This window comes from Bradyrhizobium quebecense (assembly GCF_013373795.3).
In the GTDB taxonomy this organism is placed as follows: Bacteria; Pseudomonadota; Alphaproteobacteria; order Rhizobiales; family Xanthobacteraceae; genus Bradyrhizobium; species Bradyrhizobium quebecense.
The window spans coordinates 5,842,788-5,862,799 of record NZ_CP088022.1 but is presented as its reverse complement, the minus strand read 5'-3'; the positions used below and the strand labels follow the sequence as shown (position 1 = coordinate 5,862,799).

Here is a 20,012-nt window from a genome sequence, read left to right as displayed (position 1 = left end):
GCCATGGCACAGATCCGCATCGAAAACCTGCGCAAGTCCTTCGATCAGTTCACCGCGGTGGAAGGCTCGACCTTCACGATCGACGACGGGACATTCTTCGCGATGCTCGGGCCCTCCGGCTGCGGCAAGACCACCACCTTGCGCATGATCGCCGGCCTCGAGCTGCCGACCGAGGGCAAGATCCTGCTCGATGGCGAGGACGTCACCTTCCACCGCGCGGCCGCGCGCGATATCGCCTTCGTGTTCCAGCTGTTCGCGCTCTATCCGCACATGAATGTCGGGGAGAACATCGGCTTTCCCCTGAAGTGCCAGGGCATGGGCCGGCGTGAGATCCGCCAGCGCGTGCAGGAGACCGCGCGGATGTTGCAGATCGAGCATCTGCTGTCGAGCAAGACCTCGAAACTCTCGGGCGGCGACCGGCAGCGCGTCGCGCTCGGGCGAGCCATGGTGCGGCGACCGAAGGCGTTCCTGATGGACGAGCCGCTGGGCGCGCTCGACGCCGAGTTTCGTCATTTGATGTGCGGTGAGCTGCGCGACCTGCACGATCGCATCAAGGCGACCACGGTCTATGTCACCCACGACCAGCTCGAGGCGATGTCGATGGCCGACCAGATTGCCGTCATGAACAAGGGGCGTGTCGAGCAGATCGGCACGCCGCAGGAGGTCTATGACCGGCCCGCGAGCATGTTCGTGGCCGACTTCATCGGCTCGCCGCCGATGAATTTCCTGCGCTTCGAGGGCGGCCTGCGATCCGGCGACCGTGCGGTCAGCTTCCATGACACGAGGCTCGCTGTGCCGGAGATCCGTGAGGACCGTGCCAGCGCGCCGCTGGCGCTCGGCGTTCGTCCGGAGCATATCCGCTTCGCCGACGCGGGCGCCGTTCGCGGCGAGGTGTTCGGCGCGGAGTATCTCGGCACCACGCAGATCGTCACCGTCGACACGGCCTATGGGCGGGTCGCGGCGCGGCTGCCGTCCAGCGCTTCGGTGCGGATCGGCGAGACCATCGGCCTCGAATTCAACGCCGCGCGGCTGGCGCTGTTCGATATCGGCAGCGGCCTTGCGATCCGGACCGCCAGCGAGGAGGGCGTGCGCCATGGCTGACGTCACCCTGCGCAACGTCAACAAGCGCTTCGGCGCGGTGGATGCGGTCCGCGACTTGTCGCTGACGGTGAACGACGGCGAGTTCCTGGTCCTGCTCGGACCGAGCGGCGCCGGCAAGACCACGACGCTGCGGCTGATCACCGGACTGGAGAGCCCCGATACGGGCTCCGTGATGATCGACGGGCGCGACGTGACGCACGATCCGCCCGGCTCGCGGGACATCGCCTTCGTGTTCCAGCAATATTCGCTGTATCCGCATCTGACGGTCTACGACAATCTGGCGTTTCCGCTACGCTCTCCCGCGCGGCGGGTCGCGGAGCCGATCATCCGCAAGCGCGTCGAACAGACCGCGGAGCTGCTGCATATCGCAAGCAAGCTGAGCAACCGCGCCACCCGGCTGTCCGGCGGCGAGATGCAGCGCGTGGCGATCGGCCGTGCGCTGGTCCGCGATCCCTCGATCTATCTGATGGACGAGCCGCTGTCCTCGCTCGACGCAAAGCTCCGCGCCGAGCTTCGCCTCGAACTCAAGCGGATCCAGATCGAGCTTGGTGCGACCATCCTTTACGTCACCCACGATCAGGTCGAGGCGATGACGATGGCCTCGCGGATAGGCGTGATCAGGGACGGCCAGTTGCTTCAGCTCGGCACGCCCCGGGAGATCTACGAGAGCCCGTCCAGCAGCTACGTTGCCTCGCGGCTCGGCACGCCTCAGATCAACTTCCTGCCGGCTCGCCTGCTCTCCGATGTCGCGGTGCCGGCCGGAACCGAGACGGTCGGCATTCGCACCGAGCATCTTCAGCTCGGCGCGCGCAATGGCGGGCAGATGGTCGGCCGCGTGCATCGGGTCGAGCACCTCGGCGAGCAGAATCATGTTCATCTGGACTATAAGGGCGAAACGCTGGTGACGCTGGCGGATCCGCATCAGCCGCTGCAGGCCGGCCAGGAGGTCGACCTGCATCTGGTGCATCCATTGTGTTTCGACCGCGCGGGGCAGCGCATTGCCGCGGCGGTTCATTAGAGGGGCGAGAGGATCGAGGAGATGTCGGTGCCATCAGAGACAATCAAGTCGTTGGTCAAGGCGGCCGCAGAGCAGGTCATCGCCAGCGCGCCGGAGCTGACGAGCCTGGATCAGGCGATCGGCGATGGCGACCACGGGACCAACATGAAGCGCGGTTGCGAAGCTGTGCTCGGCAAGCTCGATGCGATCTCGGCGCAGCCGCTCGACGAAGCGCTGAAGATGATCGGCAAGACTCTGGTGATGACGGTCGGCGGCGCCTCCGGGCCGCTCTATGGCAGCTTCTTTCTTGCCGCCGGCGAGGCGCTGTCGCACGACAAGAACCTGCCCGAGGATCTCGCCGACGTGTTCGGCAGCGCCGTGAACGCAGTGAGCGCGCGCGGCCGCTCGCAGGTCGGCGAGAAGACGATGCTGGATGTGCTGGTTCCCGTGCTCGAGACATTGAAGACGGCGGCCGGCCAGCCGGATCTGATCGCGCGGGTGCGCACCACCGCGACCGAGGCGGTCGAACGGACGGCGCCGATGCAGGCCACCAAGGGACGCGCGTCGTTCCTCGGCGCGCGCAGTGTCGGGCATGTCGATCCCGGCGCGCGGTCGACCTGCGTGCTGGTGCAGGCGGTGTGCGCCGGCCTGGAGGCACGGGCATGACCGACACCGTGGGGATCGTGATCGTCTCGCATTCCAGCGACATCGCCAAGGGAACCGCCGACATGGTGCGGCAGATGGTCGGCAGCGAGGTCAAGGTGGCGTTCTGCGGCGGCAATCCAGACGGCGGATTGGGCACCAGCGTGCCGCTGATCATCGACGCCATCAATGACGCCTGGTCGCCGAAAGGTGTCGCGGTGCTGGTCGATCTCGGCGGCGCCGAGACCAACAGCGAAATGGCGGTGGAGATGCTTGAGCCTGCGCGGCGCGATCTCGTTGTCGTCTGCAACGCGCCGATCGTCGAGGGCGCCGTGATGGCGGCGACCGAGGCGGCGGGCGGCAGCTCGCTGGCCCAGGTCAAGGCCGTGGCCGAGGAACTCTCTGCCGATTGAGATGTCGGCGAAGCGATGATGGATGATGAGCATGCTTGATAAAGCGGACGGACAGATCTTCACCGGCAATGTGCGGCTGGTGCATGCGGTGGGCATGCATGCGCGCCCGGCAGTCAAGCTGACCAAGCTCGCCAAGAAGTTCCAGGCGCAGATCTCGGTGCGGGTCGCGGGTGCGCCCGAGTGGATCAATGCCAAGAGCGTGGCCAAGATCATGGCGATGCGCGCCGCGCACGGCAGCACGATCGAGATCAAGGCATCCGGCAGCGACGCCGAGGCCGCCGTCGCGGCCCTGGTCGAGCTGGTTGCCAGCGATTTTCCGGATGGAGCGGGCTAGCATGCAGGGCGGCGCTGCAGGAACGGCTTACCGCGGCAGGACCGCCTCGATCGGCTTTGCCCATGGTCCGCTGGTCCGCGTCGACGCGGGCGCCGGCGGCGAGCGGGTCGCCGGCACGCTGGTCGAGGAGGCGCTCGCCTTGCGCAAGGCGATCGATCTCGCAAGCGGGCAGATCGCCGATCTTGCCGCCAGCGCCGGCGGCGAAGCCGCGCAGATCCTCGAATTCCAGGTCGCATTGCTGGAGGATGAGGATCTGATCGAGGCGATCTTCGCGTCGATCGGCGAGGGGCGTCCGGCCGACGTCGCATGGCGCTCGACGCTCGACGAGCAGATCGCGGAGTACAATTCGGCGGCGGATGAGTATCTGCAGGCGCGCTCTTCGGACCTCGCGGACCTGCGCGACCGCGTGGTTCACATCCTGCGCGGCGACGAGGGCGAGCGGCTGAAGATCCCGAGCGGAGGCGTCGTCTGTGCCGACGACCTGCCGCCGTCGCGCTTCCTGGAGATCGACTGGTCCGGCGGCGGCGGCCTGGCGCTGCTGCATGGCAGTCCGACCAGCCACGTCGCGATGCTGGCGCGTGCGCGCGGTATCCCGATGGTCGTGCAACTCGGCGCCATCCCAAATGCCGGCGCCACGGCGCTGCTCGATGGCGAAGGCGCGACGCTCGAGCTCGATCCCAGCGCCGAGCAGGTGCGCATCTTCGAGAAGCGGCGCGAGAGCCACCGCAAGAGCAGGGCATCCGCCCGCGCGATCCTGCGGCGGCCGACGGCCTCGTGGCGCGGCGAACACATCAAGCTCCTGATCAATATCCAGCGGGTCGGCGACCTCGATGATGCGGACGCGCAATATGCCGACGGCATCGGCCTGATGCGGACGGAATTCCTGCTCGCCGGGCGCAGCGACCTGCCAGATGAGGAGACCCAATTCCAGGCCTACGACGCGGTATTGCGCTGGGCTGGAGCGCGGCCCGTGACGATCCGCACGTTCGATGCCGGCGGCGACAAGCCGGTGCCCGGCTTCACGCTGGATGGCGAGGCCAATCCGTTCCTCGGCGTGCGCGGCTTGCGGCTTTGCCTGGCCCGGCCAGAGATTTTTGCCGTCCAGCTCCGCGCGCTGGCCCGTGCCGCGGTGCGCGGCAATCTCAAGGTCATGTTCCCGATGGTGACGTCGGCGGACGAGCTCGAGGCGGGACGGAAGCTGTTCGCCGGCATCGTGCAGCGCTTGCAGGCGGACGGCATTGCCGCGATGCTCCCGGAGCTCGGAATCATGGTCGAGGTTCCGGCGGCGGCCCTGGCGGTATCGAGCTTCAAGGCGTCGTTCTTCTCGATCGGCTCGAACGATCTCGCGCAATATGTGCTGGCCTGCGATCGTTCCAACGGAGCTCTCGCCCCTCTGATGGACCCCTTGCATCCCGCAGTGCTCGAACTGATCGCGCGGACCGCGGAGCACGGCCGCCGCGCCGGCATCGGCGTCAGCCTGTGCGGCGACATGGCGGGCGATCCGCGCTGTCTTCCCGCGCTGCTGAATTGCGGCCTGCGTGAATTGTCGGTCAATGCCTCCGCGCTGGCTCAGATCAAGCAGACCATCGACCGGCTGAGCAGCGGAGGCAATGTTGGCTGACACGGCGGCCGATGAAGCGCCCGAAGCCGGCGCGGTTGCGGTCTACAAGCGCATCTTCAAGGAAGTGCTGGAGAGCCGCCCGTCCGGCATGCGGCTGCGCCTCGCCCATGCCATGGGCAAGAACCGCAGCTTTGTCAGCCAGATCAGCAATCCGGCCTATCCGGTGCCGATCCCGGTGCAGCATCTCAACACGATCTTCGATGTCTGCCACTTTCCGCCGCAGGCGAAGACCGCCTTCTTGCGCGCCTATGCGCGTGCGCATCCGCGCCGCGTCGGCCGGCTGAGCGAAGGCTCGCACGAGCGGACACTGACATTGCATCTGCCGGATCTCGGCAGCGCCAAGCGCAATGCCGAGCTCGACGCGCTGCTGCAGGAATTCACGCGGCGCCTGATCGGCATCATGCGGGAAAAATAGGCGAAAACGCCAAGCGGACGAAGCGGGGAGGACACCATGAAGAAGTTCATCAATGCGGTCGACAATTTGCTCGGCGAAAGCCTCGACGGCTTCGCCGCCGCACATGCCGATCTGGTCGTGCTGGGCGCCGAGCGCAAATTCGTGCGTCGCCGCGAGCTGAACGGCAAGAAGGTCGCTCTGGTCTCGGGCGGCGGCAGCGGGCATGAGCCGCTGCATGCCGGCTTCGTCGGCCACGGCATGCTGGATGCGGCCTGCCCCGGACAGGTGTTCACCTCCCCGACGCCGGACCAGATCGTCGAGGCCGCCCAGGCGGTCGCGGGCGATGCCGGCGTGCTGTTCATCGTCAAGAACTACGCGGGCGACCGCATGAATTTCGAGATGGCGGCCGAGATCGCCGAAGGCCGCACCGCCACCATCGTGACCGACGACGATGTCGCGGTCGAGAAATCGACCTACAGCATCGGCCGCCGCGGCGTCGCCGGCACCTTGATCGTCGAGAAGATCGTCGGCGCCGCCGCCGAGAAGGGCGCCGATCTCAAGACCTGCGTGGCGCTCGGCGAGCGCGTCAACGCGCGGACGCGTTCGATGGGCGTGGCGCTGACCAGCTGTACCGTCCCGGCCGCGGGCACCCCGACCTTCACGCTCGGCGCAGACGAGATGGAGATGGGCGTCGGCATCCACGGCGAGCCGGGTCGTCGTCGCGTCAAGCTCGCGGAGGCCGACGCGATCGCATCGGAAATGACGACCGCCATTGCCGACGATCTTGCCGCGCCCGCAGGCTCCGAGGCCCTGCTGCTGGTCAACGGCTTCGGCGGCACGCCGACGATCGAGCTCTATCTGATGTACAACGCCGCGCGCCGCATGCTCGAGCAGCGCGGCCTGCGCATCGCGCGCTCGCTGGTCGGCAGCTACGTCACCTCGCTGGATATGGCCGGTTGCTCGCTCACCGTGAGCCTGCTCGATGCCGAGACGTCGGCGCTGTGGGACGCCCCGGTGCGCACAGCCGCATTGAAATGGTGATCGCCGCCGGTGTCGGCCGCATGTATGTCGGCGCAGCTCAAAAGGACTGATATTGGAATCCGCGGGCCCATAGCCGAAATGAGGCCGTCCGTCTTCGCTCTCGCGTCGCTCGAGCTTCGCCGGACACGCTTCGCCTTTGCAGTCTTGGCGTGGCTGCGCCGCGAAGCCCGCTAGGGCGAAGCGTGGTGCCCCTGGCCGGCAATCGCTTAGTACCATAACCGTTTGAATTTGATGGCACTTTTATCGTCGATTGCTGCCGATACCAGCACAAATACCAGCAGGATGACGCGCGGTATTCGCCGACAAAATTAAAACAGCAGGCTTCCCGCAGCGGGCGCGGTTCCGGTCTCTACAGCGTCCCGAGCGGAATCGAACCCAGTTCTGACTCATAATCCTGGCAGGATCGATCCAGCCAACTATCGCGAGCTCAAGGAAGGGGCATGCCTGCATACGCCCGCCGGCCTTCACGCTGCGTCGGGCGTCCGATGGGCTGTCCGGAGATGCTCGTCGGCTAATTGACCGATGATGCGGTCCGCCAGACGGTAGGCGTGCACTCGGCGCCGCTGGCCCTCGGCGCCGTCGCCGCCGTACGACGCCTTCCGCAGCAACTGCAGTGCGACGACGACGGGGTATTCCACGTCCGAGAACTGGACGGCAAACGCTGTCTGCCGGATGTAATGGAGCGCGTCGAGGAGGTTGGCTGCATCTCGCTCGGGCCGCGGCGGCACGGCGGGCGCACGCAGCGCTTGCAACTCATAAACCTCGTCGGCCAATCGTATCCAATCTCCATCGGTTGCGAGGCACGTGTCCATCATCAAAGACACGTCCAGGGCGGCGGGATCGACGGTCAACGGTCCGTAATCGACGGATGCGAAGTCGATCAAAATCGCGTCCGCGCCGGCGATGCGGACATTGTTGCCATGAAGGTCGCCATGCGTCGTTCCGTAGCGGTACTTGATCGCGGGAAGCGCCTTGAGCATGGCGTCGAGTTCATCGAACGAGCGGACGGACGCTCCCGCTGAAAGCTGGCGCTTTTCGAGCCTCTTCTGCCGGTAGACATTGTACGTACCGGGTCGCGACCGGCGAAGGTGTTGCAACACGCTTCCGTCGGCGACGTACTGGCTGTCGTAGAACGGCTGGCGCCGCCAGCCGCGCAACGCGCCCTCGAAGAGGGAATGGAGCGCATCACGCCCGGCGCCGCGGTCGATCGCCTCCATCAAGGACTCGGACTGTTCGACGAAATTGCCGACGATCACGCCGCTCGAGTGAGAAAGCAAACACCGTTCGTCGTCGAGGTTGGGTCGCTGATTGAACGGAACATGCAGTGTCGTGCATTGCCGGTAGTTGTCGAGCTCGCGTTCGATCTTCTTGCGGCCGTCGAACTTTACAAAGAACGGCAACGGAATCGGTCCGACCCGCGAATTCAGCAGGCTCGCGAACGCGCAGAACACCTTCGCGCTTCCTGTGGACTACTTCACCAGCTTGACCGTCGAGCAGTCGCCGAACGCGCGCTTCAGCAGGATTTCCTCTTCGGACGATAGCGACTCGCCGCCAACCACCTGCAGTTCCGCGTTAATCGTGGGCTGTTCCCGCACGCGAATGATCTCTTCGAGCAGATCGCTTTCCTCGCCGCGCGGCAAGATCCCAACTATTCCGTTGAGCCGCCAATTTTTCAATGCGACGGCGACCGCCGTGGCGTCGTTGAACGAGCACGACACGAAGGCCATCAGCCCATGCGCCAGAGCTTTGCGCAGCATCGTTGCGGTATCGGTCTGCAGCCCCGCGGTTGACGTTCCGTCGTCCAAGGCCACGATCATCGCACGGCCATCCCGCAGATGCACCGCCGATGGTTGTCCGGCGATGCTCTCGATATCGAGTTTCCCGAATTTGCAGGCGTCCAGACAGTCCTGCCCTGGACTTCCCCCGCACCAGATCACTTTCCGCCTACGCGTGTTCATCGGGTGGGCTTCCGAAAGCCGTGGGAGGTTTCGAGAAGACGCTCGGGCAAGATTCCGAAAGGTCGATAGTGTCGGTGTCGCTCACGAGGCGATCGGGCTGGTCGCCGACGCCCTCGACGATGATTCCGTGGCCGGCTGGAATTCGGGCGAGGAGGCGCAACTGGATGACGGTTATCGTCGGGCCTGGCGCTTCGAGGCGCTGACCGTTGAGCAAAATTGCATACTGCCGCTCCTCGTTCATCATGCCGTCCTGTCGACTTTCGATGAGCGCGGAGCATTCGGCGCCGACGCCAGCCCGAAGCGCGAGCCCTTCTCGGAGGGAACAGCCACGCGGTCGGCCACGAGCGCCTGGCAAGTCCAGAGCGCCTCCCAAGGGATGACGTCGAGTTGCATGGCGAGGTCCGCGTAATGCGCGTGTTGAAGTCCCGGCGCGGGCAGCAGCTTGTGAATGCGCCTTTTGAGCTCTTCGCTCCGCCAAGAATGCGGATCCGATACGTCGCACCAGATCAGCCTGTTCCGCCAAAGGATGAAATGCGCCTCACAGCCGCTTTCTCTCCACACCGATGGAAAGAGCGTAAGACTGTCTTCGCGGTCGTATAGCTTCCAGGCAGGGCCCGTTCGCGGATCGAGGTTCACGCTGATGACCTCGCCGCAGCCGTCGGGGCACCGTATCGCCAACGATCTCAGCGCGCCCCGCCGCACCAGCGCCACGTCGCCGGCTTCGGGCACGAGGTCGACCGCGTCGGAGTGCCTTTCCGCGGTGCCGCGCAGACTGATTGATCTGGCTCTAGCCATGACGGCGCACCGGAAGTGGTTCGAGGTCTTTCCTACCAGCCGGCGAGTCCGGTCCGCAGAAATTGCAGGTCGGGTTCCGTTCCGCGACCACACCGGACAGTCGCTGTCGGTTGCCGTCGTAGACCAGGAAGCGCGCCGGCGCGTCCAGGCCGGTCACCATCGAAAGGAACATGGTGACCGCGGCCGAGGCGACGGTGGAGTTGATGCTGATAATCGAGGGCTGCACCACGCGGGCGCCGACCACGTAGGGGTCGGCCTTGCGTTGGTCCGGCGTCATCATCTCCTCGCGGATCTGCTTGGGGTCGAGGTGATTGAGACACCAAAGACATGCCTCGCCATCCTCAAGCGCCTTAACGTGGCCGGCGAAGGTCACCGTGGACCCCGACGCGTCGACGACGACCCCCATGTCGATGGCCGGGATGCCGTACTGGTAGGCCAATTGATTGATGACGTGCCTGCTCGCATGCGAATCCGTGCAGCAGAAGACGAAGTCGCATTCGGTGAGACGCTTGGCAGGGCCCTCATCGACGACGTCGCCCTCGATCTCCTCGATCCGGGCGTCCGGCCGTACCGACCGGATCATTCGAGCCGCCACGGAAACCTTGGGTTCGCCGACCGACTTCGGCGTCGATCCGACGGTGCGGTTGAGATTGGTGGTTTCGACTGCGTCAGGGTCGATGAGCAGGAAATCCGCCACGCCCAGATGGGCGAGCTGCTGAACCACGACGGACCCGGTGCCGCCCAATCCGACCACTCCGAGGCGCAGTCGCGCCAGCGCGGACTGGCCGTCTTCTCCGAATGCGCGGATCTGGCGATCGTAGGTCGACGCCGTTTCGTGCGGAATATCCGTCACTTTCACGGTCTCCTCGGTGCCAAGTCGCCGCGCGGTTTCGGCCTCGCTGCCAAAGACCAGGGCGCAGTGCGGAATTCCCGGAATTCGGGCTTCTGCGTATTTGGCGAGTTCGATCTCGGCATGATCATCGATGTGGGAGAAAACGACGTGTTTCGTTTGATGCGGGTGCGTGTGGCAGTATACCAACGACAGGCCCTCGACGCGCCCCTTCTTTTCGATAGGTAGTCCGAAAGCCGGATCGACCACCACCGCGGTCGCGGTCCGAACCAGGCATGCCGCGGGCGGCACGACGTGCATCTCCCTCACGACCAGGCGCCAGTCGTCGCCCGAGCGCTTGGGATCGCAGAGCAGGATTGCCGCGGTCTCGAGGCCTTCGTGCCAGATGTCGTCGCGCAACCGGCGGAGCTTTCCGGCCGGGAAGATCATCTCGATCATTGTGGGCGTCGCAGTCGGTCGATCACGATCGAAACGAAGGTCATCAGGTCGTCCCTGTTGGGGCTCCAGTTGCTCTGTCCGTCGACGACGTGCCACGAAAACCACAGGCCGACGATGACGGTTTCGGGGATCTGCTGGATGTTGCTGGCCTGAGGTTGGCCTCCACCGGCGAGCCTAAGCGTCTGGTCTGCCCAGAAGCAATCGGGCGGCGGTCCGGGATAGCCGACCGGCACCAGGAAGTGAACGTTGGTCGACGCGGCGGACCAGCCCGGCGGCAGTGCGATCCCCGGTATCGAGACCAACGCGGCGCCGGAAGGCAGGCCCTGAAGAGTACCTTCCGGATAGCGTTCCTTGACCCGCTCGAATTGTCGTTCAGTGACGCTGGACAGCATCAGCGCGCTCCGAAGTTGGTCGGCGGCTTGGAGAAGAAATGCTTGACCGGATGCGCGGAGTCCACCTTGAGGGAGACTATCTGGCCGTCCTCGATCACTTTGTCCTCCCCGTGTCCATGGCCTTCCTCGATCAGAGTGTGGCTCAGATCGAAGTCCGGATCGACCGCCTTGATCATCGCCTTAATCCGGGCGCCGGTCGCCGTCGGCGTGGCCGACCGGATCTCGTGCTTCTTGTAGAAGAAATAGTGTCGCTGCCGCTCGAGCTTCAGATGGAGCTCGTCAGCGTCGCCGGCCACCGACCCCAGCGTCTCCGGTTCCTTCAGGGCCTTGTGCTCGTGGAACAGGCCGAAGGTAATCAGCTCGCCTTTCTCGTCGACTCCTTCCGTCAGGCCGAAAGCAACCAGAACCCTGGATTTGAAGGATCCTAAGGTTTCGTCGCGGTGAACCTTGTGGTCGTGAAGTTTGTCGTCGTCCTCGGGATACCGGACCTTTACGTCGATCTTGCCGGCCTCGCTCATGTTCGTGTCCTCCAGTAGCGGCGCGCCGAAGGGCCGCCCCGGGAACCAAATCGCAGATTCGGCCCCAAAGGTCAAATTTTATGTTTCGTACTAGGTAACACTTTTGTTTTTTCTGTGCATGCTGCAGCGAGTTAAGTTGCAGAGGTCTGGAAAAAGTGTTTCCCATTGCTAAACGAATCAATGGGTCCGCCTTGCTTGTCTTGTTCGAAAGCGCTGCCGACCAGCGCCTTTTCTGTTCGGCAGAACTGCTTGATCGGCGTTTTGGACCCCTGCTGTCGAATAAGATCAAGGTGCGGTTGCATATGCTCAGGGCCGCACCGACCCTGGCACAGGTTCCGACTTGCCAGCCTTTCTGCCTCAAGAAGGCGTCTCGTGGCGACTTCACGCTGGATCTGTCTCCTCCGAAGGTCCTGCGTTTCGCGACTCAAGGCCGTCGTGGCGATCCCATCACCGCAATCAAGACAGTCAGGCTTCTCGGCGTCGAATGACCGGCCGCAGCAGTTCAAAGGGGAATCATGACACGTGAGCAATTTACATTCGAGCCGGACTATTCGATCAGCCCAGGGGCGGCGTTGGAAGAAAGCCTCGAAGCCATGGGAATCTCGGCTCGCGAACTCGCCCGCAGGTGCGGACGCTCCGCTAAGCTGATAGTCGAGATACTCTCCGGAAAGGCACCTCTCGAGCCCGAGACGGCATTGCAGTTCGAGCGGGTGACCGCCGTGAGCGCCGCCGTGTGGCTCGGGATGGAAACCCACTATAGGCTCGACCTGGCCCGGAAGGAGGAGGACCAACAGCTTGCCGGTCGCTACGGTTGGGCGAAGGACTTCCCGCTCAAGGAGATGAAGGAAAGAGAGCTCATCGATCCGCCGAAGGACAATGCCGATGCCGTCAGACAGCTTCTCAAGTATTTCGGCGTCGCCAGCATCGATGCCTGCGAGGCGGGCTTCGAATCTCTCTCTCTCTCGTACCGGCATTCTCCGACTTACGTGACGGATCGAAATTCTCTCTTCGTGTGGCTGAGACTTGGGGAGATGGAGGCGGAGTCCATCGAGTGTGCGGAGTACGACAAAGCTACGTTTCTCAAGTCGCTCGCGCAGATACGCTCTCTAACGTTGGAGAGCATCGAAGTGTTCCTGCCGAAGATAGAGCGCTTGTGCGCGAAGGCTGGTGTAGCATTCGTTCTTACAAAGCCGGTAGGCAAGATGTCGCTCAGCGGAGTTTCCCGTTGGCTCTCTCCACGCAAGGCGATGATCCAGCAGACTCTGCGCCACAAGGCGAACGATCACTTTTGGTTCACGTTCTTCCACGAAGCGCGCCACGTCCTCCACGGCAGTCGAAAGACAGTGTTCGTAGACGGGACGGGACTGGAAGGCGCCTCGCCGGAGGAAGAGGAAGAAGCAAACGCCTGGTCCGCCGAATTCCTCGTTCCGCAGGCGCGGCTCTCCAAATTTTTGGCTGACGGAGATCTGTCTGAAAGAGCCGTACGGTCGTTTGCGAACGAGTTGGGGATTGCCCCGGGGATCGTTGTCGGTCAGTTGCAGAAGCGCAACTTTTTGCGCTACGGGCAACTCAGCGGCTTGATCGAGCGTTTCGAGTGGACATGAAAACAAGCCTCCGGGGCATGCGCCGGTCTCGAGCTAAGCGGCTTCGGAGTTCTTGGCGGCGGTGACCGAAATTTCTTTCGAAGAGATGTTGAAATGGGCGTTGGGCGAGCCTGAATGTGTGCGTTCGGCAAAGAACCCCAATGCGAGCGCCGCCGGGATCATCATCCCGTTCGAGACGTAGTCGCCGGATATGCGCTCGGCATCGTGCTTCGGACCGCCGAACTCGTAGGCGGTGAACGAATGGCGGGGACGACGGTCAGATGGCGTTCAGGGTCGCTTCGGCCGTTTTGATCTTGCCGATGATGTCCTCGAACGACGGCACGTCGCCGAAGATCATGCCGGCCATCTTTTCGTAGTCCGCCTTCAGCGGTTCGAGCATGCCGTCGGCAGGTACGATGCCGAACGTACCAGGGGTAGCCTGGTCTAGATCGAGAGGTCTCCGGTCAAAGTAGAGGCGGGCATGCTTCGCGCAGCTTTCGGCAAGCTTCAGATCCGCGAGCGCGACGTCGCCATGTTCGGAGGCGAGAAGGCGGAATACGTCGTAGTAGTGCCGCGATAGCCGCTGTCCGTCCTTGTAGAGCTCGCCCCTGTTCTGAAACCAGTGGCGCTGTCCGTGCAGGATGATGATCTTATCCCAGAACGTCCTCTCCGGCTTGATCGTCAGCACGTTCGGCACGGCGAGATCCAGCCCGTCGGTGTCGGGTGCGGAGTACGGAACGATTGTCTTGGTCTCATGCGGGTCGAGCGCAGACTTCGCTCCGGACTCGATCTTCACGACGCGGCGGACGTAAGCCTCATCGGAATCCGTGAACGCGCTAGGATAGTGGAAGAGCAGGGACTGGGCGTCGGGGTCGTCCGAATCGGGCTCGATCTTGAACTTCATTCCTTCGAGCTCGGTGGCGGCGTACTTCGTCAGCACGGCCTGAAATGGGCCGTTGATGTAGCCGCTGCAGCGATCCTTGATCTCGTCGAGCTTGCGTCTGCGCTGGTTTGATCCCATCGCGCGGAGTTCGTCATCGGACGGGAATGGATCGCCCGGCAGGTCGTCACGGAATACGGTGATGTCGATGTCTTCCGAGAATCGCTGGATCAGGTCGAATGCCTTGGAGAGCGAAGTGCCTCCCTTGAAGAGCAGACGCTCCTTTATGCCTGCCCTGTTGTAGAGCGCATCGAGGGTCCAGCAGACCCAGAAGTCCTTTTCGACGTTCTCTGGAGCGCACGAAAGACGCTGTCCGGTCGTCTGGAATAATCCCCGACGGTCGTCGGCGCTCGCTCGGATTATCTGCGGCAGGTCGCTCATGGTCGCCTCTCAGGGAGCGCTAGCCGGCGACGGCGGATCCGGCGGCGTCGCGTCGGATTTCAGGATATCCTTCACCAGCGGAACGAGCCAGTCGGGCAGATCGCCCAGATGGTCCTGCAGATCCCTGCGCATCCGTTGCCCGTCGTCGCCGTCGTTCAGGATCGACGTGAGGCGCTTCGCTATCTTGTCATCGTCCGAGGGCAGAACGTCACGCAGCCAGATCAGAGCCTGCACCAACTGAGCCGCCGGGCGGTCGGCCCACACCAGCCGGCTGGACGCGACCTTTTTGAAGTCGATGACCATCTTGTCGAGACGTATCGGCTTCACGCGCGCGTCCGTCCATACGACTACCTTCGCCGGCACCGCGTTGGTGAGGCCCAAGTTGTTGGCGGCGGTTATGCCGTCGACCAGCACCCTGGCGCCGTCCCGTCTCGCCACCGCCTGAATCACCGACTTGTAGTCGGGCGGGGAAATTTTGTTCGTCAGCCGGTTGGTGCGCGGAAGGTCGTAGAGACCTTGGTCGATGCGCCTGATTTTTTTGTCGCTCCGGAGACGATGGAGGGCGACGTCCACCGCCGACCGGGAGCCGGTGTCCGCGAAATCGCGCGCGGTCCACACCTTGCTCGGCTGGGCGTCGTGGCTCATCCGGTCGTAGATTTGGGTGGCTGTACCGGCCATTCTCTCGGTTCCATGTAAGAAATATGCATCAAAAGTCTTACAAAGTCTAGGATTTACGTAAGAAATATGCATCAAATTTCTTACGAAATTGGGATGGCGTAAATACTTGTCATCCCCTACCAAATAAAATAAGTGACCACAATGGTACATGCCTTATCTTATTGACCATTGTGGTTTCTATCTATGACAAAATCAAAGCCTACCGAACTGACACCGCAGGACATCCGCCGTATCCGCGCAAAAATCGGGTTGTCGCAAGTCGAGGCTGGAGAACTGCTTGGGGGCGGCCCGCGCGCCTTCACAAAATACGAATCCGGCACCATCAAGCCGGCGTCGGCGACGGCGAACATCCTGCGACTCCTGGACGCCAACCCCTCCGCCATCATCACGCTGTCCGGCGGCAAGGTCGCGCCGATGGAGGCGGACAGCACCGGGCCGTTCCAGGTCACAGGCAAGCACATCGCGGCGCTCAGCCCGAGAAAGTTTATGGTGCTCATGAGGCGGCTGCTCGACGGCGAGGCGTGGAGCGGCAACCTGCCGATGGACGGCATCCATGTTGCCGCCAACATCACCGCCGCCGACGGTGGCGAGGACGCGCGCATCGAGTGGCAGAACGGCCCCGACCGGACCAAATTCTTGCCGAGCCGCATCGCGCAGTTCCAGTTAAAGGCCGGGCCGATTTCGCCGGCGGAGGCCGGCGCCGACGTTGTGACGCCGACCGGCGAGGTCAAATCCATGGTGCGCGACGCCCTTGAAAAGGGCGGCACCTATATACTGGCGTGCGGACACTCCTACGAGAACAAGCTCGTCAAGGCACGCGCCGAAAGCATCCGCAAAGCGCTCGCAAAAGCCGGGCTCAAGGTCCGCCCCGACCAAATTCAGTTCCGCGATGCCGACCAGCTCGCATCATGGGTCAACATCCTGCCGCCCGTGGCGGCCTGGGTGCTCGAGCAGACGCAGCCCGGGCTGGTCGGGCCCTTCAAGGACTGGACGCATTGGGCCGGTCGCTTCGAAGGCTTATCCTGGGTCCCAGATCCGCGCTTGCCTCCATTCCGCGAGAAGCTGCGCGCGCTGGTCGGCAAGCCGCGCGGCGCTGCGCGTGTCGTGGGCCTGTCGGGCGTCGGCAAGTCACGGCTGACGCATGAGACGCTCGGCCCCACGGAAGAGGAAGAAGCGTCGGGCGTTCAACTCTCCGACCTCGTTCTTTATTCGGTGGAATCCGAAGCTGGGGCGGTGGCCATCAAGGGTATTGTGCAGAACCTCGTCGACTCCAGCTTCCGCGCGCTCGTTGTCGTCGATCGCTGCCCGCTGGAGTCGCATCATGATCTCGTCGCGATGGTGCGGCGTGCGGGCAGCCGGGTGTCGCTCATCACCATCGACCACGACGTTCCCCCATCGGTCCAGGGCGACGACGAGTTGCTGATGGTCGATCCGGCAAGCGATGCCGTCGTGGAAGGTATGATCAAGCAGATCGCGCCGGATCTGCCGAGCGAGGATCATCGCCGTCTCTTGAGATTTGCGCGCGGGTTTCCCCAGATGGCAACCTTGCTCGGTCAGGCCTGGCTCAGCGATATGCCCATCGCAGCCGCCACGGATGACGAGCTTATCGATAGGATTCTTCTCGGGCGGCGTCCGACCGACCCGGCGCTGCTGAAAGATGCGGGAATGCTGCTCGGGGCGTTCCGGCTGCTCGGCATCACCGGCGAGTTGAATGACCTTGCGCAGGTTGCAGGGTTTACGCGTGGTCGGTCTGTCGATGATCTCCGTGCCGCCTTCGCCGATCTGCAGGGGCGCGGGGTGGTGCAACAGCACGGGCGTCTTGTCAGCCTGCAACCCAAGCCGCTCGCATTGGCACTTGCCGAGCGGCAATGGCGTCAATGGGGACAAGAAACGTGGGACGACGTCCTCGCGGGCAATCTTCCAGAGCGACTTCGCCAGAATGCCGCATGGCAACTTGCCCTCCTGAACACCGGCCCTGTTGCTCCTCAGGTTGCGCGGCACCTGATTCGTTTTGATGGTCCCTTTGCTGCGCTGGAAGCTCTTGGCCAGGAAGGTGCTGGCGACGTCGTCAGCGCCATGGCGGAGATTGATGCCGAAGCGGTCGTCACGCTGCTCGAACACATCCTGAACCCGCTCTCCATCAAGCGACTCGTCGGCGTTGGCGGCGACTTGCGGCGCGGCCTCGTTCGTGCGCTTGAAAAGATCGCTTTCATCGACACGACCTTCGAGCGTGCCGCGTTGTTGTTGCTCAAATTGGCTGTCGCCGAAAACGAGCAGTGGGCTAATAACTCCGTTGGGCAATTCAAGGCATTGTTCCCGGTATTCGGTGGGAACACGGTTGCCTCGGTCGCGCCCCGCTTGCGCCTCCTGGATGAGTTGTTGCAAAGGAATGACCCGTTAGAAATGCCGATTGTAATCGACGCGCTTCTGGATGCGTCCAGCATGCACTCGCGCGCGAGCTTTATGGGCCCGGAAACGCATGGCAGCCGTCCGCAATTGGTTCCTTGGCAACCGAAATACTGGAAGGATGCTTGGGACTACGTGATCGCCTGCGTTGATCGGCTGGTCGCGATCGGGTTGCGAGACGACGCGCTCGGTGCCAGTGCGCGCGACGGGATCGCACATGAGTTTCGCTCCTACGTGGACGGCGGCTTGATCGACCACGTCGAGAGGTGGGTTGCACAGGTTCAGGCGGTTCATCCGTACTGGCCTGCCGCCCTGAACGCGTTGGGCGATGTGCTGCAATATGATCTAGAGGGGCTCAAGAACGACGAAGAGGCGCGCGTCCGCAAGCTCATTGCCGATCTTTCCCCGCGAGATATCGCCAGCCGCATCCGCCTGCTCGTCACCGAGATGCCTTGGGATTATCCCGCCGACGCGAAACTTGAGTTTCATGAGCGGGAAAAATACCAGACCGACACCGTGCGCGCCCTGGCGAAAGAGGCGCTTGGGCAGCCCGAGACGCTGCAGGCGTCGCTCAATGCCTTGTCACGCGATGAGCAACGCATGTCGGTCGCTTTCGGCAAAGCCATCGCCGAACTCGCCGGTGACCCGCTTGCGTGGGAAGAGTCGATCAAGCGGGCCTATGCCGCCACGCCTGAGGGCAGCCGGAACTACGGGCTGGTCACCGGATATTATTCAGGGCTCGCGGCGCAACACCCCGCGGTGGTCGCCGCCTATAAGAACGGGGCCATCACCTCGCATATCTTTGCGCCCACACTGCCGTTCTTGTGCCTGTTGCTCGGCATCACGGCAGACGATGTCCGGTTGGTATGTAAGGGCCTGAAGTCTGGCACGCTGCCGCCAAGCGCGATGTCGCATTGGAGCATGGGCGGGGTGTTCTCCAAGCTTGACGCTGCCTCGGCCGCGCCATTGTTCAACCAGCTCCTCGATATGGACAGCGTGGCCTACTCAGTGGCGCTCGACGTCATGGGAATGTTCGTCCACAGCAATCGCGATAGGCTTGAGGAGTTGCGGCCCCAGATCATGCTGGCGGTTAAGCATGTCGGTAAGCGGCCGAAGCGTAGCGGTTCGCAAATGAGCGCGCATCACTTCGAGCACGTGGTGGCGTGGCTCCTCAAGAGGGGGCGGGACGACGCCGATGCCCGCGTGGCAGCCGGGAAGTTGGCAAACTATCTCGCGGCCAGCCCGGACGGGGACGCGGCCAAGATGATCAAGCCGTTGTTGCCAATCATGTTCACGAACTTCGCCTCTATCGTCTGGCCAGTATTCGGTAACGCCATCATTCGGGACCGGGCGACGGCGTGGCGCATAGAACGCGCAATCGGGGATGGCTTTTCATTTGCCGACACCAAGCAGCCGGCGGTTTTACACGTGCCCGAGGACATTCTGTTTTCCTGGGCGCACGCCAATCCCGATGGTGGACCTGCGTTCCTCGCGCGAACGTTGCCGGTCCTGAACTCGCGTGCGCCGGGTGCCGAACGAGGCTTCCATCCCCTGATGATGCGGCTCCTCAATGAATTTGGTGATCGCGACGACGTACGGCGCTACGTCATGCAGAATATGCACACGTTCGGCTGGTCCGGGTCTCTGACGACCTATTTTGCGCTTTACGAAGAGCCGCTGCGATCGCTCTTCGAGCATCCAATCGGGGCCCTGCGGCGTTGGGCGACGGTCGCGCACACTCAAATGCGCAAGCAGGTGGAGTCCGCCAAGCGTGATGACGACGAGCAGGATGCTCAATGGAATGCATGACCGTGCCGCCGGGAAACGGGCATGTTCGCAAGATCAATCCACCGCGCCGGTCGAACTGGCCGCCGCCCATCAGGACTTGAAGTCGCTTGCCGCCGCTGAGGGACTTGAATGTGAGATGGGCCGACAATTCCGCAGCAAGATCATTCGCAAGTAAGATCCGCAACGGCCAGATCAGGCTCTTAGCTCCATCACATTAACTCCCGCAGTCGACGTGTTTGAGTCGGCGTTCGCGCCATCGTTCTTGCGGACCATCTACACAATTCCTTCGTTCGGAAATCACGAAATTCGCCGTCAACGTTTTTCCTTAGATACCATCAAAAATACCAGCAAAACGATCGGCTGCAGCGGGCGCTTCCGCGAACTTTTGCCAAAGTTTTCAAATGCCCAGCCCAAATTCTTCTGAAAAATCAGGAATCGAACTAGGGCTACAAGATATTGATATTGCTACTGTTTTATGCCTGGCGGCCCCTGGCCGACAACCGTCTCATACTATAACTGTCTGAATTCGCATAAATTTTTATAGTCGAATGTTGCCAATACCAACAGAAATACCAACAAGCAGGCCGTATCAGCTGGCAAAAAAAGATCAGGCTCCCCCGGCAGCAGGGCTGGCACCATGCCGTTCCGGTCTTCAATGTCGCGACCGGAATCGAACCTGGCGATGAATCGAAATGCCGGTGGCTGGGACGACTTCGGGGCGACTCTATTGCCTGGGCGCGAG

Annotated in this window: 22 protein-coding genes; 13 read left to right on the top strand and 9 right to left on the bottom strand. The window is 63.0% G+C overall.

Annotation, left to right across the window (positions count from 1 at the left end; genetic code table 11):
- Window positions 1–3: 3 nt before the first annotated feature.
- Genes HU230_RS28290 through dhaK form a run of 8 tightly spaced genes read left to right on the top strand, consistent with a single transcriptional unit; the run spans window position 4 to window position 6,543 of the window.
- Complete coding sequence (locus HU230_RS28290; protein ID WP_176528978.1) at window positions 4–1,101, top strand: ABC transporter ATP-binding protein; 1,098 nt, start codon at window positions 4–6, stop codon at window positions 1,099–1,101.
- Window positions 1,094–2,119 (top strand): ABC transporter ATP-binding protein, encoded by a 1,026-nt coding sequence (locus HU230_RS28285; protein ID WP_176528979.1) that lies wholly within the window; start codon window positions 1,094–1,096, stop codon window positions 2,117–2,119. The genes HU230_RS28290 and HU230_RS28285 overlap by 8 nt, the downstream gene beginning before the upstream one ends.
- Before the next feature lie 21 nt (window positions 2,120–2,140).
- Window positions 2,141–2,764, top strand: a complete 624-nt coding sequence (dhaL, locus tag HU230_RS28280; RefSeq protein ID WP_176528980.1) for a dihydroxyacetone kinase subunit DhaL — start codon at window positions 2,141–2,143, stop codon at window positions 2,762–2,764.
- Complete coding sequence (dhaM, locus tag HU230_RS28275; protein WP_092118687.1) at window positions 2,761–3,153, top strand: dihydroxyacetone kinase phosphoryl donor subunit DhaM; 393 nt, start codon at window positions 2,761–2,763, stop codon at window positions 3,151–3,153. Before dhaL ends, dhaM begins: the two co-directional genes overlap by 4 nt.
- 22 nt (window positions 3,154–3,175) lie before the next feature.
- Window positions 3,176–3,487 carry an HPr family phosphocarrier protein gene (locus HU230_RS28270; RefSeq protein ID WP_176528981.1) on the top strand — a complete coding sequence of 104 codons (312 nt, stop codon included), beginning with the start codon at window positions 3,176–3,178 and terminating at the stop codon, window positions 3,485–3,487.
- A 1-nt stretch (window position 3,488) separates the two neighbouring features.
- Entirely contained in the window at window positions 3,489–5,108 is a 1,620-nt protein-coding gene (gene ptsP / locus HU230_RS28265) for a phosphoenolpyruvate--protein phosphotransferase (RefSeq protein WP_176528982.1), read from the top strand.
- Entirely contained in the window at window positions 5,101–5,523 is a 423-nt protein-coding gene (locus HU230_RS28260) for a hypothetical protein (protein ID WP_224943655.1), read from the top strand. Before ptsP ends, HU230_RS28260 begins: the two co-directional genes overlap by 8 nt.
- Window positions 5,524–5,559: 36 nt before the next feature.
- Window positions 5,560–6,543 (top strand): dihydroxyacetone kinase subunit DhaK, encoded by a 984-nt coding sequence (gene dhaK, locus HU230_RS28255; protein ID WP_176528984.1) that lies wholly within the window; start codon window positions 5,560–5,562, stop codon window positions 6,541–6,543.
- A gap of 464 nt (window positions 6,544–7,007) precedes the next feature.
- On the opposite strand, the gene HU230_RS28250 is transcribed toward dhaK, so the two are convergent.
- Genes HU230_RS28250 through HU230_RS28220 form a run of 7 tightly spaced genes read right to left on the bottom strand, consistent with a single transcriptional unit; the run spans window position 7,008 to window position 11,494 of the window.
- Complete coding sequence (locus HU230_RS28250) at window positions 7,008–7,994, bottom strand: phosphotransferase (RefSeq protein WP_176528985.1); 987 nt, start codon at window positions 7,992–7,994, stop codon at window positions 7,008–7,010.
- A gap of 18 nt (window positions 7,995–8,012) precedes the next feature.
- A complete protein-coding gene (locus HU230_RS28245; protein WP_176528986.1) occupies window positions 8,013–8,501 on the bottom strand; it encodes a hypothetical protein in 489 nt (162 codons plus the stop codon).
- Window positions 8,488–8,742 carry a multiubiquitin domain-containing protein gene (locus HU230_RS28240; protein WP_176528987.1) on the bottom strand — a complete coding sequence of 85 codons (255 nt, stop codon included), beginning with the start codon at window positions 8,740–8,742 and terminating at the stop codon, window positions 8,488–8,490. Before HU230_RS28240 ends, HU230_RS28245 begins: the two co-directional genes overlap by 14 nt.
- The gene (locus HU230_RS28235; protein ID WP_176528988.1) at window positions 8,742–9,230 is read right to left on the bottom strand and encodes a ubiquitination-like system serine protease family protein; all 489 of its coding nucleotides are present in this window, start codon (window positions 9,228–9,230) and stop codon (window positions 8,742–8,744) included. The genes HU230_RS28240 and HU230_RS28235 overlap by 1 nt, the downstream gene beginning before the upstream one ends.
- 58 nt (window positions 9,231–9,288) lie before the next feature.
- Window positions 9,289–10,545 (bottom strand): HesA/MoeB/ThiF family protein, encoded by a 1,257-nt coding sequence (locus tag HU230_RS28230; protein ID WP_176528989.1) that lies wholly within the window; start codon window positions 10,543–10,545, stop codon window positions 9,289–9,291.
- Between the two features lie 35 nt (window positions 10,546–10,580).
- Complete coding sequence (locus HU230_RS28225) at window positions 10,581–10,976, bottom strand: E2/UBC family protein (RefSeq protein WP_176528990.1); 396 nt, start codon at window positions 10,974–10,976, stop codon at window positions 10,581–10,583.
- Entirely contained in the window at window positions 10,976–11,494 is a 519-nt protein-coding gene (locus tag HU230_RS28220) for a hypothetical protein (RefSeq protein ID WP_176528991.1), read from the bottom strand. The genes HU230_RS28225 and HU230_RS28220 overlap by 1 nt, the downstream gene beginning before the upstream one ends.
- 191 nt (window positions 11,495–11,685) lie before the next feature.
- Between HU230_RS28220 and HU230_RS28215 the strand changes: the two genes are divergently transcribed.
- From HU230_RS28215 to HU230_RS43700, 3 genes are read left to right on the top strand one after another with little or no spacing between them, the layout of a single operon-like run.
- Window positions 11,686–11,982 (top strand): hypothetical protein, encoded by a 297-nt coding sequence (locus HU230_RS28215; protein WP_176528992.1) that lies wholly within the window; start codon window positions 11,686–11,688, stop codon window positions 11,980–11,982.
- Between the two features lie 27 nt (window positions 11,983–12,009).
- Window positions 12,010–13,098 carry a HigA family addiction module antitoxin gene (locus tag HU230_RS28210; protein ID WP_176528993.1) on the top strand — a complete coding sequence of 363 codons (1,089 nt, stop codon included), beginning with the start codon at window positions 12,010–12,012 and terminating at the stop codon, window positions 13,096–13,098.
- 52 nt (window positions 13,099–13,150) lie between these two features.
- Entirely contained in the window at window positions 13,151–13,279 is a 129-nt protein-coding gene (locus tag HU230_RS43700) for a hypothetical protein (RefSeq protein ID WP_275949074.1), read from the top strand.
- Window positions 13,280–13,354: 75 nt separating this feature from the next.
- Here the strand turns inward: HU230_RS43700 and HU230_RS28205 are convergent, their stop codons facing one another.
- Window positions 13,355–14,398, bottom strand: a complete 1,044-nt coding sequence (locus tag HU230_RS28205) for a nucleotidyl transferase AbiEii/AbiGii toxin family protein (RefSeq protein ID WP_176528994.1) — start codon at window positions 14,396–14,398, stop codon at window positions 13,355–13,357.
- A 9-nt stretch (window positions 14,399–14,407) separates the two neighbouring features.
- Window positions 14,408–15,076, bottom strand: a complete 669-nt coding sequence (locus HU230_RS28200; RefSeq protein WP_176528995.1) for a DUF6088 family protein — start codon at window positions 15,074–15,076, stop codon at window positions 14,408–14,410.
- Window positions 15,077–15,259: 183 nt separating this feature from the next.
- On the opposite strand from HU230_RS28200, the gene HU230_RS28195 reads away from it, so the two are divergent.
- Window positions 15,260–19,291, top strand: coding sequence for a type II TA system antitoxin MqsA family protein (locus HU230_RS28195; RefSeq protein WP_176528996.1), 4,032 nt, complete (start codon window positions 15,260–15,262; stop codon window positions 19,289–19,291).
- Complete coding sequence (locus tag HU230_RS28190) at window positions 19,284–19,445, top strand: hypothetical protein (RefSeq protein ID WP_176528997.1); 162 nt, start codon at window positions 19,284–19,286, stop codon at window positions 19,443–19,445. Before HU230_RS28195 ends, HU230_RS28190 begins: the two co-directional genes overlap by 8 nt.
- Window positions 19,446–20,012: the final 567 nt, after the last annotated feature.

Excerpts from the sequence above, each read along its gene's own strand:
- HU230_RS28205 (WP_176528994.1), bottom strand. The coding sequence starts at position 14,398 with ATGAGCGACCTGCCGCAGATAATCCGAGCGAGCGCCGACGACCGTCGG.
- dhaM (WP_092118687.1), top strand. The coding sequence starts at position 2,761 with ATGACCGACACCGTGGGGATCGTGATCGTCTCGCATTCCAGCGACATC.
- HU230_RS28195 (WP_176528996.1), top strand. The coding sequence starts at position 15,260 with ATGACAAAATCAAAGCCTACCGAACTGACACCGCAGGACATCCGCCGT.
- dhaL (WP_176528980.1), top strand. The coding sequence starts at position 2,141 with ATGTCGGTGCCATCAGAGACAATCAAGTCGTTGGTCAAGGCGGCCGCA.
- HU230_RS28285 (WP_176528979.1), top strand. The coding sequence starts at position 1,094 with ATGGCTGACGTCACCCTGCGCAACGTCAACAAGCGCTTCGGCGCGGTG.
- HU230_RS28240 (WP_176528987.1), bottom strand. The coding sequence starts at position 8,742 with ATGAACGAGGAGCGGCAGTATGCAATTTTGCTCAACGGTCAGCGCCTC.
- HU230_RS28225 (WP_176528990.1), bottom strand. The coding sequence starts at position 10,976 with ATGCTGTCCAGCGTCACTGAACGACAATTCGAGCGGGTCAAGGAACGC.
- HU230_RS28200 (WP_176528995.1), bottom strand. The coding sequence starts at position 15,076 with ATGGCCGGTACAGCCACCCAAATCTACGACCGGATGAGCCACGACGCC.
- HU230_RS28290 (WP_176528978.1), top strand. The coding sequence starts at position 4 with ATGGCACAGATCCGCATCGAAAACCTGCGCAAGTCCTTCGATCAGTTC.
- HU230_RS28220 (WP_176528991.1), bottom strand. The coding sequence starts at position 11,494 with ATGAGCGAGGCCGGCAAGATCGACGTAAAGGTCCGGTATCCCGAGGAC.
- dhaK (WP_176528984.1), top strand. The coding sequence starts at position 5,560 with ATGAAGAAGTTCATCAATGCGGTCGACAATTTGCTCGGCGAAAGCCTC.
- HU230_RS28270 (WP_176528981.1), top strand. The coding sequence starts at position 3,176 with ATGATGAGCATGCTTGATAAAGCGGACGGACAGATCTTCACCGGCAAT.
- ptsP (WP_176528982.1), top strand. The coding sequence starts at position 3,489 with ATGCAGGGCGGCGCTGCAGGAACGGCTTACCGCGGCAGGACCGCCTCG.
- HU230_RS28210 (WP_176528993.1), top strand. The coding sequence starts at position 12,010 with ATGACACGTGAGCAATTTACATTCGAGCCGGACTATTCGATCAGCCCA.
- HU230_RS28190 (WP_176528997.1), top strand. The coding sequence starts at position 19,284 with ATGCATGACCGTGCCGCCGGGAAACGGGCATGTTCGCAAGATCAATCC.
- HU230_RS28245 (WP_176528986.1), bottom strand. The coding sequence starts at position 8,501 with ATGAACACGCGTAGGCGGAAAGTGATCTGGTGCGGGGGAAGTCCAGGG.